At 31.2% G+C, this 10,107-nt stretch carries 14 protein-coding genes; 1 reads left to right on the top strand and 13 read right to left on the bottom strand.

The genetic code is table 11. From position 1 onward, the window contains the following. The 13 genes from xseA to HMPREF9129_RS11190 form a co-directional block, all read right to left on the bottom strand. On the bottom strand, window positions 1-964 hold a 964-nt coding region (gene xseA / locus HMPREF9129_RS09520; RefSeq protein WP_004823033.1), incomplete at its 3' end, for an exodeoxyribonuclease VII large subunit. Between the two features lie 77 nt (window positions 965-1,041). After that, window positions 1,042-1,443 carry a transcription antitermination factor NusB gene (nusB, locus tag HMPREF9129_RS09515; protein ID WP_004823031.1) on the bottom strand — a complete coding sequence of 134 codons (402 nt, stop codon included), beginning with the start codon at window positions 1,441-1,443 and terminating at the stop codon, window positions 1,042-1,044. After that, on the bottom strand, window positions 1,443-1,823 hold the full coding sequence (locus tag HMPREF9129_RS09510) for an Asp23/Gls24 family envelope stress response protein (RefSeq protein WP_004823029.1): 381 nt from the start codon (window positions 1,821-1,823) through the stop codon (window positions 1,443-1,445). Before HMPREF9129_RS09510 ends, nusB begins: the two co-directional genes overlap by 1 nt. Window positions 1,824-1,947: 124 nt before the next feature. Further along, the gene (locus tag HMPREF9129_RS09505; RefSeq protein ID WP_004823028.1) at window positions 1,948-2,163 is read right to left on the bottom strand and encodes a hypothetical protein; all 216 of its coding nucleotides are present in this window, start codon (window positions 2,161-2,163) and stop codon (window positions 1,948-1,950) included. After that, window positions 2,150-2,482: a hypothetical protein gene (locus HMPREF9129_RS09500; protein WP_004823026.1), complete on the bottom strand. Its 333-nt coding sequence runs from the start codon at window positions 2,480-2,482 to the stop codon at window positions 2,150-2,152. Before HMPREF9129_RS09500 ends, HMPREF9129_RS09505 begins: the two co-directional genes overlap by 14 nt. 128 nt (window positions 2,483-2,610) lie before the next feature. After that, window positions 2,611-3,960, bottom strand: coding sequence for an MATE family efflux transporter (locus tag HMPREF9129_RS09495; RefSeq protein WP_004823024.1), 1,350 nt, complete (start codon window positions 3,958-3,960; stop codon window positions 2,611-2,613). Between the two features lie 395 nt (window positions 3,961-4,355). Continuing rightward, window positions 4,356-4,820 carry a hypothetical protein gene (locus tag HMPREF9129_RS09490; protein ID WP_004823022.1) on the bottom strand — a complete coding sequence of 155 codons (465 nt, stop codon included), beginning with the start codon at window positions 4,818-4,820 and terminating at the stop codon, window positions 4,356-4,358. Continuing rightward, entirely contained in the window at window positions 4,804-5,457 is a 654-nt protein-coding gene (locus tag HMPREF9129_RS09485; protein WP_004823021.1) for a HEAT repeat domain-containing protein, read from the bottom strand. The genes HMPREF9129_RS09490 and HMPREF9129_RS09485 overlap by 17 nt, the downstream gene beginning before the upstream one ends. 6 nt (window positions 5,458-5,463) lie before the next feature. Then, complete coding sequence (locus HMPREF9129_RS09480) at window positions 5,464-5,988, bottom strand: PadR family transcriptional regulator (protein WP_004823019.1); 525 nt, start codon at window positions 5,986-5,988, stop codon at window positions 5,464-5,466. Between the two features lie 122 nt (window positions 5,989-6,110). Further along, window positions 6,111-7,784 (bottom strand): recombinase family protein, encoded by a 1,674-nt coding sequence (locus tag HMPREF9129_RS09475; RefSeq protein WP_004823017.1) that lies wholly within the window; start codon window positions 7,782-7,784, stop codon window positions 6,111-6,113. Window positions 7,785-7,800: 16 nt separating this feature from the next. Then, the gene (locus HMPREF9129_RS09470; RefSeq protein WP_004823015.1) at window positions 7,801-8,049 is read right to left on the bottom strand and encodes a hypothetical protein; all 249 of its coding nucleotides are present in this window, start codon (window positions 8,047-8,049) and stop codon (window positions 7,801-7,803) included. Continuing rightward, window positions 8,034-8,240 carry a hypothetical protein gene (locus HMPREF9129_RS10810; protein WP_004823012.1) on the bottom strand — a complete coding sequence of 69 codons (207 nt, stop codon included), beginning with the start codon at window positions 8,238-8,240 and terminating at the stop codon, window positions 8,034-8,036. Before HMPREF9129_RS10810 ends, HMPREF9129_RS09470 begins: the two co-directional genes overlap by 16 nt. Further along, a complete protein-coding gene (locus tag HMPREF9129_RS11190; RefSeq protein ID WP_004823010.1) occupies window positions 8,213-8,362 on the bottom strand; it encodes a helix-turn-helix domain-containing protein in 150 nt (49 codons plus the stop codon). The genes HMPREF9129_RS10810 and HMPREF9129_RS11190 overlap by 28 nt, the downstream gene beginning before the upstream one ends. A gap of 189 nt (window positions 8,363-8,551) precedes the next feature. Between HMPREF9129_RS11190 and brnQ the strand changes: the two genes are divergently transcribed. Next, window positions 8,552-9,817: a branched-chain amino acid transport system II carrier protein gene (brnQ, locus tag HMPREF9129_RS09465; protein WP_004823007.1), complete on the top strand. Its 1,266-nt coding sequence runs from the start codon at window positions 8,552-8,554 to the stop codon at window positions 9,815-9,817. Window positions 9,818-10,107: the final 290 nt, after the last annotated feature.

Raw genomic sequence — 10,107 nt, 5'->3', positions numbered from 1 at the left:
TAGAATTTAATATTCTTTTGATGAAGTTTACTTCTCTTCTTTCAAAATTGCATCTTTCATTACATTTCCCAAATAAATAAATTTTTTCTTGCAATAAATTAGATTTATTCTGTTCTATCTTTTCTAAAATATTATTTTTTATAATATTAAAACTTAAATCTAAATGTTGCTTCAATTCATCCTTAGACAAAGATATTATTTCAGCTGCTGAAGATGGTGTTGGAGCTCTAAAATCAGCTACAAAATCACTTATTACATAGTCTATTTCATGTCCTACTGCTGATATTACAATTTTACTCATTGAATGTATATACCTAGCTATTCCCTCATCATTAAAAGCAACTAAATCCTCATAAGAACCTCCGCCTCTACCAACTATTACCACATCTACATCAGAATGTTCAAAATATTTTAATCCTTCCATGATGTTTTGAACAGCTCCATCACCTTGTACCAATGTTGGAAATAATATAATATCAATCGCTGAGTTTCTTCTTTTAATTACATTTATTATATCTTGTATTGCAGCTCCTGTCTTGGAAGTTACAACCCCCACCTTTTGAGGAAAAGCCTTTAACCTTTTGTCCGATTTTACAAATAATCCTTCCGCTTCTAGCTTTTCTTTAAGCCTTTCATAAGCCTCTTTTATATTTCCACTACCTTTTGAGCGAAGTTTTCTTATAAAAAAAGTTACAGAGGCATCCTTCTCAAATATTGCAACTGCACCACCAGCTATAACAGAATCACCTTCAAAAGGCTCATACTCCAAGTTTTCAACATCTGTATAATATACAACAGCTCTAATAGATGAAGTTTCATCTTTTAAAGTTAAATAGTAGTTGCCATTTGAGTGCTTAGTTAGATTAGACACTTCACCTTCTACATCTATATTAGAGAGGAGATAGTCCATAGCCACATATTTTTTTATATATTTATTTAATTCTCTGACCTTTATAGCTTTCATACTCACCACAAATTAAAAAGAAAAACTAATTTTATTTATATTATTTTGTACAACAAAAACCGAGAGATACCCCTCGGTTAATTTATACTTCTATAAATACTACCTAAAATTCCATTAATAAACTTCTGAGATTCTAAACTTCCATAAACTTTAGCTATTTCTATAGCTTCGTTTATAGATACTTCTTCTGGGATATCTTCTCTATAGAGCATTTCAAAAACCGCAATTCTCAAAATAGCTCTATCGACCTTAGCTAATCTTTTAAAAGACCATTTTTCAAGATTTTTCTCTATAACAGAATCTATTTCTTCTATATTATCTATAAGTTGCGGAATAGCTACATTTATATATTCAATTTCATCGTCACTAAAAGAAAAGTTATCTAAAAATAATTCAACTTCTTTTATATCAAATTTATTAGTTAAATCCATTTGATATAACAACTGCATTTGACCTATTCTTGCTTTTTTCCTACTCATTAACTTCTTACTTTCTCTTTTTCCGATATCGCAATTCCACTTACATGAACATTGATTTCTACAACCTCTAAACCTGTCATATTTTCAACGGCTTCTTTAACTTTTTCTTGTACTACTTTTGCAATTTCAACTATATTTCTGCCATATTCAACAGTTACATAAGTATCTATAACCGCTTCTTGTTCTCCAACGGACACTTTAACTCCACGACCAATATTTTTAACGCCCAATATATCAGTAACAGAAGATTTTAAACTAGCTTGCATCTTTACTACCCCATCAACAGATTCAGCAGCAAGAACTGAAATTGTAGCAATAACATCTTCTGATATTTTTACATCTCCAGATATATCTGTATTTGCTAAATACTTTTCAGACATTTCGCACCTCCATGCTTTAGTAAACTTAATTATATCAAATATACACTATGTATTCAATTTTTTAATTATCTGCGAGAGTGTCAAATTTTTCTTGGAAAACAAATTCCCATATTTTATCAGTTTTTTATATAGCTACGTTTAACCATTGTTTCAACCAGTTTCCTTTACTTCTCTGTATTATTTCTAATTCTATTCCACCTAAATTGTTGTTATATGTTGATGGCTTTATTTTGTTTACTTTTTCATCTAATTCTATTATTGTTTCTTCTTTGTGTTTTTCTCTTCTTTTTTCTAGATAGTATTGTTCTAAATCTCCTCTATTTGCTTCATATAATCGCATTCTTGACATTTACACTTTTGTAGAAGATGGCTTCCATTAACTCTCTTTCTTCTTTTGTCAGTGTAGCTAATGCCTTGTTTATTTCTTCAATTTTCATTTTTACTTCTACAATTTTTTCTAAGTCTATTCTTTCATCTATGATGTTATCTACAAAGTGTCCGTCATAATCAAAAGACGAAAAAGGTAATACGCTGTGTTCTCTATCTTTCTTATAAAGATACTTTTCATGCTCCGTTATTTTCCAGTAGGCTTTATAGACTTCTTTGTTTACTGGTACAGCTTTGCCTTTTACATAAAAGTAATATTCTTTCTTTTCCATTGTGCGTTCCTCCCTTTTTATTTTTCTGTTTTGTTTTTTTGAGAATAAAAAAGGAGGACTTCTACACTTTGGCGTAAAAAGTCCTCCGAAAATAACAATAAAATTAAGTCTTGCTGTTATTAGATTATTTAACTGTTTTTTATTTCTAATCCCAATTTTTTATGAATGTTAATAGCAAAAGGAATTGCGATGATCGTTGTTATCAAATCTGAAATTGTTTGAGCATATATAACACCATTTAATCCCATAAATTTAGGCAACAATAAAATGATAGGGATAAATACAATTCCTTGTCGCAATGAGTTTAAAAATACTCCCCCTAATGCCTTTCCCATAGACAAATATAAGGTAGAGTAGGTAAACTGAAATCCAAATGTTATAAACATAATGACACCTGCTCGTAATGCCGGCACTGCTATATTTAATACATTTTCATCGGTCCCAAATAAAGATAATATACTTGGTGAAAATATATAAATTATCAGAGTCCACACTATGCAAAATACATTTGTCCATTTAATACTTGCCTTTATAGAACCTCTGACTCTTTCATAATTCTTAGCTCCGTAATTAAATCCGGCTAATGGTTGTAATCCTTTCATATATCCAAACACAACATTTGTTCCTAATGTTATAATCCTAAGAACAATACCCATTGCAGCTATTGCTTCTTCTCCATAAAAGGATGCTGCATAGGATATTTTGCTTATAGATATAGTTTGTAGAATCTGAAGTATTAACATAGAAATTCCTATCTTCAATACCTCTTTATAAATTGCAAATGTAGGTTTGAAGTGAGGTATTTTTATCTCAATTAAATTTTTATCTCCTATAAAGTAAATGAGATACATTAGACTCGTTATCACTCTGGCTATAAGTGTCGCAATAGCTGCACCTCTCACTCCTAAATTAAGTCCAAATATGAATATCGGATCCAAAACCATATTTGATATAGAACCTAAAAGCATAGCTTTTAATGAAATTTTGGCAGCTCCTTGTGCAACGACTAAGTTACCAAGTGTTACATTGATTGATCCCAAAATACCGCCTACTATGAATATTCCTGTATAAGACTTAGAAATTTCCATAATAGATGGAATGGCTCCCATAAATTTCAAAACGCCCTCTAAATAGCAAAACAATACAATAGCTGTAATTATCCCTAAAATTGCACTTGATATAAGAGCAATTGTTGCTACAATACTTGCTTCTTTTTTATTATTTCCTCCAAGTAGCCTTGATATATAAGAGCCTGCTCCCGCACCAAATGTTAATCCTATTCCTAAAAAGATAAGTTGAATCGGAAATGCAACTGAAACGGCAGCTACTGCCTCTTTCCCAAGACCGGACACAAAATAGGTATCAACGACATTGTATAAAGCGGCTACCAATAAACTGATAACCATAGGAATACCTAATTTAAAAAGTGCTTTATCAATATTTTCTTCCTTTAAAATTTTTATTCTATTTTCATTCATTTAATCATCATCCTTTTCTCAATTTATAACTTCCAGTATTTATGCAACAAAAAAAGGCATAAATACAAAATAGTATCTGCCTTTTGCTTAATAATTTATAAAACAAAAGGCTACAGACAAAACATTGCCTATAGCCCTTTACATTTTAATTACATATCGAGAAATGTGTACAAAAACAAAGCCAACTAAATGACCTGATTTCTTGTATTTCCCGATGAAATCTTAAATGCAATCTATTTGCTATACTCTGTACAATGTTTCATCGGTTTCATTTGTACAGAGTTAAGTTTGTTCTTAGGATGATTTCTTAAGTAAATTCTCATAACAATCCCCTTTCAGCTATATAGTAGTATTTTATCATCTTTTTCAAAAATCGTCAAAACAGCATACTCACATCAGAAAGTTTCGATTTTTCCCGTAAAATTGTTCGCTTTATCTATCAACGAACCTCTGAATCCCATTGTAAAAGCAATGTTACTACTTCTAATTGCCAAAAGTTTATCTCCTATGTTAACACCCAAAGAATCCATTAAAGACTGAGGAATATTTACATTTGTTCCATTCAAAGATAGCCATCCGTACATTCTTCCCTTATATAAAATAAGTTCTCCTTCTTTTAAACTTCTCTCTGCCAAACATTTATTTCTAACTAATATGCTATTTAATTTTGAATCGGAAAGTAATGATTCTGGCATAACACAGAATCCTCCTGTTTGCTTGCTTCCTGAAACAATATAGATATACTTTTCTTTTTCTAATTTGTACTCCTTTATTACCATAGTCGGCAAACTTAACTTCCCATCTTTTTTTATCTTCGACCAACCAAAAATATATTTCCCACCTTTAGTCATTTGTGGCATTTATCTCACACTCCTCTAAGGCTTTTTTAGTAATCCTAATTGCACCTAAGCTATGAATACGAACAACAGGGTGTGAATCATTATCTGCATACCATTGTAATTTTTCTAAGTACGGTTTGACATAATATGGTTTCCTTTTCCCTATTACTCTAAATATTTCAGGTGCTTCTATACGAACTCGTTCACCCTGATCTGATATCATTTTATAAAATGTATCCAATTTGTCGTAAAATAGTTCAGGAGCATTAGTCGCAATATTTTCGCAAGCCCATACAAAAGAAAGTCTAACTTTTTCTACCTCGTCTTCTTTCATTTCCATTATTTTATCTAAAAAAGGAATAATCAGATTTTTATCAGCTCTACCTATTCTTCCTAATGCATTTACGGAACGCTCTCTTAATTTAGGTGAATCATTCTTTAAGTAAGCTGCAATATCTTCAACATATTTTTTAATTTTCACAGGATGATTTAGTCCCATTTCACCAATGAACCATAACACCTTTGCCTTTACATCAACAGAATACTTTCCATTTAATTTTGTTGCAACTTGATCAATAACTATGTCCCAATTTTCTTTGTTCTTTGTTATCTTTCTTAATTCTTTTAGTATCTCCTTATCATCTTCTATGTTTTTCATTTCGCATTACCTCTCAAAATATACTTTTTTAAAGTCATTTATCCAATCATTTAATGCCTCAGATAACAATACTTGTTGCTTTAAAATAGATTTTGCACATACAGGAATTTCTTTCCTTTCCATTTCTAACTTGCTTACTGCATTTTTATACTTCTCAATTTCTGTTTCAATATTATCTACAATTTCTTTTTCCTCAGAATTAGAAAGCATTCCCATATTGATAACAACTGCATTAAAATCTAAAAATACATTAACCATTTGAACGGATATTTTCTTCATCAGTTCGAGAAAATACTTTTCTCCATCTTCTGTAATACGATAAATAGACTTTTCCGGCATATTCCCTTCTCTTGACAAATTGCCTGTTATATATCCTTTTTCTTCTAACTGAATTACTTTTTTATAAATTGATGGAGTGCTAACTTTAACCCATTTAGAAATATTTCTATACTCAACATTCTTTTGTAAGTCATAAGCACTTTGTTCTTTTTCTTTAATCATTCCCAAAACTATTAAATCTATTGTTGACATATTATCCCTCCAAAATAAAAACTACTATAAGTTATATCACTATATTTTATAGCAGTCAAATTTTAAGGAAATTAATCATAGATTGGTTCATTTTCTCTTTCAACTTTTTCATATACCTATAATTATACTCTCGCTTCTTTTATCTCTTTCTTTAGTGGTACTTGACAATTGCCTATAAAGTTAAAGTAAACATCAACTTGTTGTTTTCTATCTTTTCCTTTTCTTCCTCCTGTTGCTTCATGGACTACTACTTTTTCTATATACTCATTTATCATTGGTACTGTCAGTTCTTCAATATCGGTATACTTCTCTATCATTTTTAGGAATTTATCGGTGTCAACTTTTCTCTGATGGTAGCTTTCTATTTCATTTTCAAAATACTGTATTTGTTTTTCTAAGTCTTGTTGCTCTGTATCATAGGTATTAAATAATCTGTCAAAGTGTTTTACAGGAATTTTCCCAAGTGCGTGGTCTTCATACAGCTTTGTAATGAGGGTTGTCAGTTCTTCATTCCTTGAGGACAGTTTTTCTAATTTCTCTTTATATCCTTGATATTTTTCTTCTCTTTTTTCATCGGATAATTTGTTCATCACTTTTAGAAATTCTTGTTTTTCTTCTTTTGCAAAGTCTGTGATTTCTTTGATTGATTTTAAGAGAATTTCATTCACTGTTTTTACTTTGATGTAGTGCATACTGCAAGAGCCTTTTCTGTGTCTGTAATGTTGACATACAAAACAATAATCACAATCGTATTTCTTTGCTTTATGTTCTGCCGGCTCTCTGTAACTTAACTTTCCTCCACAATCTGCACAGATTAAAAGTCCTGTAAATGGGTGTGAGGTTGTACCATACTTTGGACTTCTTCTCACTGTTTTTCTTAGCCTTTGAGCATTATTCCATGTTTCTTCATCAATGATTGCTTCATGGGTGTTTTTGAAGATAATGAGTTCATCTTCTTTTGCCTTTCTTCGCTTCTTGGTTTTGTAATCAAGGCATATTGTTTTACCAAGTACAGTATGTCCCATATATTCTTGCTTTTCTAAGATATAGCTTACTGTGGTTGGTGTCCAAAAATACGGGTCTTCTATTCCTCTTTTCTTGGAACTGTGGTTATTTTCAGGATAATGTATTTGGGCATAGGCTGATGGGATAAGGACTTTATCTTTGGTTAATATATCCGCTATCTGTGTTACTCCATATCCCTCTATAACAAGATGGTAAATGCGTTTTACGACCTTTGCACTCTCTTTATCGACAAGTAACTCCTGTTTGTTCTTTGGGTTTCTAAAATAGCCGTATGGAACGCTTGGTGATACTCTTTTACCTTCTTCCATTCTTGCTCTGAAGATAGATTGTATTTTTCTTGATGTATCTCTTGCATACCATTCGTTCATAATGTTTAGAAATGGGGTAAAGTCGCTTTCTGCTTGTTTCTCACTATCTATTCCGTTATTGATGGCGATAAACCTTACTCCCTTTTCTTTGAAAAGTATTTCGGTGTAAAAGCCTACTTTGAGATAATCTCTGCCAAACCTACTCATATCTTTTACTATCACAGTAGATACTTTGTTTTCTTCTACTGCTTTTATCATCTTTTGAAATCCCTCTCTATCAAAGGTTGTTCCGCTTACTCCGTCATCGGTATAGTGATAGATATTTACAAAGCCATTTCTTTTGGCATAGCTTTCAAGCAGCTGCTTCTGATTGGTGATTGAATTGCTTTCTCCTTGCATTTCGTCATCACGGCTTAAACGCTCATAAAGGGCTGTTTGTCCTGTTCTTTTCGTATTTGACATGAGAATTACCTCCTTTCTAAGTTTTTATTATTTTCTCTGTCCCTAAAAGGTTAATCCTTTTTCTGCTGTATAAGTATATTGCTGTTATTTGATAGTATCTTTCGTAGTTACTTTTAAATCCTATGCATTCTAGCGGTACGTATTTTACATCTATTTCTGCAAATTCTCCCGGATAAATTCCTTTTAATGGTTTATATTTGCTTTTTGGATAGCTTATTTCCCTTGGTTTTTCATAGTTTTTAAGCTTTTTTATTTGTTTACACATTGAGTTGTAGCTTCGTTTATATCCTGCATAAAGGCATTTTCTATATACTTGACCCATTCCTTTGTGTTTATGGCATTGGTATTTTTTCTAAGTAGTTCTAATTCTTCTTTCGTATGCTCGTTAGGATGACTATCTGGACGTCTTGATTTATTTGCTAATAATTCTACGCTCCCATCATATTTTTTAGCCATCTTTGCACTTGTTGTCTGCTAGTGTTGTATCTTCTAGCTGCTTTTGCGTTATTTTTATGTTTTATTGCATATTCTACTACTTTTTGACGAAATCTTATTTCTTCTGTTATACTGGTTTTCATAGGAAGCCTTCTTTCTAATGTTTTGTTTTTGCTTAAATTTATATTATCAGATGGCTTACTATTCTTTTATTTTTTGTCACATATTTATTATTATCTAACACTATTATTCCCTAACAAATAAAAAAATCTCTTTACCCAATACAAAATAATTGATATGATATAGTGAAATTAATTTAAAAAGGAGAAAATATGAAACGTAATATTATTTTAATTTCCGCGATGGCACTTTTTTCCATGCTATTTGGTGCTGGAAATCTAATTTTTCCTCCAACACTTGGTATGCTAGTTGGAGATCAGTTCATAACTGCATTTTTAGGGTTCGTAATAACTGGTGTTGGTTTAGTATTACTCGGTATTGTATCTACTATTAAAGCTGGTGGAACAATTGACTCAGTTGCAAAAAAACTTGGGACTCCAGCTGCTAAACTATTTGGAACTTTAATATTATTGTCAATAGGACCTGGAATTGCAATTCCAAGAACTGCTGCTACAACATTTGAAGTTATCAGAGGTTCTCTGCTACCTAATTTAAATCCTGTTCTTGTATCAGCTATATTTTTTGGTTTAACTTTATTTTTTACATTTAGTCCAAACGGAATAATTGACTCCATAGGAAAATTTTTAACTCCAGCCTTACTCATCACACTTGCAATTATTATAATTAAAAGTATATTAACTCCGATTGGAAAAATTGTACCTACTGGATTTGAAAATTCTTTCAGCTATGGTTTCCAAGAAGGATACCAAACGATGGATATGATTGCCGCTTTAGCATTTACAGTATTGCTAATAGATGGCTTCAAAAAACACAATATATCTGATAAAGATGAGATAGCTTCTCTAACTTTAAAATCTGGTGTCATAGCTACTTTTGCTCTTGCACTTGTTTACTTTGGACTGGCTAGAGCTGGTGCAACTGTTTCAGGATTAAACTTACAAGATTATTCTCGTGTAGACTTACTTTTGTATATTGCTGAAAGCTTACTTGGAAACGCTGGTAAGATATTTATATCTTTAGCTATGTCTTTAGCTTGTCTAACTACTTCTATTGGTCTTACTTCAACTGTTGCTAATTTCTTTGAAAGATCAAGTAATCATAAAATAAAATTCTCAGTATGGGCAATATTAAGTACACTTGTAAGCGGATACTTCTCTATAATGGGAGTTGACCAAATTGTAAGCGTAGCTGCTCCAATTTTGATTGGACTTTACCCTGTATCAATGGTACTTATATTCTTAAACTTGTTCCCCAGTGTATTCAAAAAATCAAGCACTTATATAGGAGCTGTTTTAGGAGCTTGTATCCCAGCTATAAATTCAATATTCTCTGCTGTAGTAGGACATGGTTTAGTAGATAACTTAGTTGTAACTTTACCAGCATCATTACAATCTTTTTATTGGATTATCCCAGCAGTAGTACTTGGATTACTATTTACTCTACTAGATAGAAAATAACAAAAATTTGGAGCTATTGCAAAAGTCCTAAATAAAAAGACGAGGAAACTAAAAACCCCTCGTCTTTTTTGATACAATGTAATCATGAAAAAACAAAAAGACACACTGTTATTAACTAATTTTACACAGTTAATGATACAATACAATTAAAAATAAACTTTAATACAGAAATATATATAAAAGATGATGTAAAATTAAAACTTGTAAAAAATATAATTGAGAGAATGAACTTATCAAAACTAAAAAAGTCTATTCATCATATGATAGAAAATCCCGTAAATCGGGTCTGT

The organism is Peptoniphilus indolicus ATCC 29427, from assembly GCF_000227315.1.
Lineage (GTDB): Bacteria > Bacillota > Clostridia > Tissierellales > Peptoniphilaceae > Peptoniphilus > Peptoniphilus indolicus.
The sequence above is the reverse complement of the archived record's forward strand: the minus strand, read 5'-3'. Positions and strand labels throughout refer to the sequence as shown.